General features: G+C 35.9%; 1 protein-coding gene. It reads right to left on the bottom strand.

Translation table 11 applies throughout. The annotated features are described in order from the left end of the window. On the bottom strand, positions 1-794 hold a 794-nt coding region (locus J8281_RS18890), incomplete at its 3' end, for a hypothetical protein (RefSeq protein WP_210199224.1). Positions 795-820: the final 26 nt, after the last annotated feature.

Genomic DNA, 820 nt, shown 5'->3' on the forward strand with positions numbered 1-820 from the left:
GTAGCTGTACCGAAAACACCCAAATGTGCAATTTCTGCCTCGGCCTCTAACTGATACCGCCCAGAATTATCGCATACCCAATTGGCCACACCTTTTTGCCCTAAAGTTTTAGCCGCAATATTTCCTGTATATGTAACACTTCCTGTTATTTTAATTTTAGATTGGGCATATAAACTTTGCCCATTGGTTAGTACCAACTTATATTTCCAAGTTTTGTTACCTGCAGTTGTGTAATTTACGGATACTTCTTGATTAAAGCCAACTTGCCTATACCCATTACCGTCTGCAAAATCTATCTCCAACCTGTTAATGCTGGACGATGCATTACTATAAAAAATGCTCTGTGGCACTTTTACATTAAAGTTTAACCCGTCGTACACATCTATAGGTGTGGCTATTGCAAAAGTTTTTAAAGTTTCGTAGGGGTTTTGCCAGACACCATTAATATATTTATCATCAAATTTATTGTTTACATAATTAAGTTTGTTGGGGTAAGCATTCTGATTAAATCTACTGTAATTAAAAAACAAGCCAGATAATGCAATATAATTCGAGCTACGATTGTTACGCCAGTTTGTATTAAAATCTTCTGAGGTTACAAAGCCTGTTGAAGTTGTAGTAATACGACTCATTAACAAGGTATTGTAAATTTCCTTTAGTACTCTTTTGTTAATAAAGGTAGTATCGGTAAGCGTACCGTTATAGGCAGGCACATGGGTAAACTCCATGCCAAAATCTAATAGAATACCATGTGGCACACGGTGCTTCTCCAGTGGTTGAAACGTATTATCCATTAAAGTTTTAAAGGATGTATTAATAT

The sequence above is a fragment of the Aquimarina sp. U1-2 genome (assembly GCF_017897595.1).
Classification (GTDB): Bacteria; Bacteroidota; Bacteroidia; order Flavobacteriales; family Flavobacteriaceae; genus Aquimarina.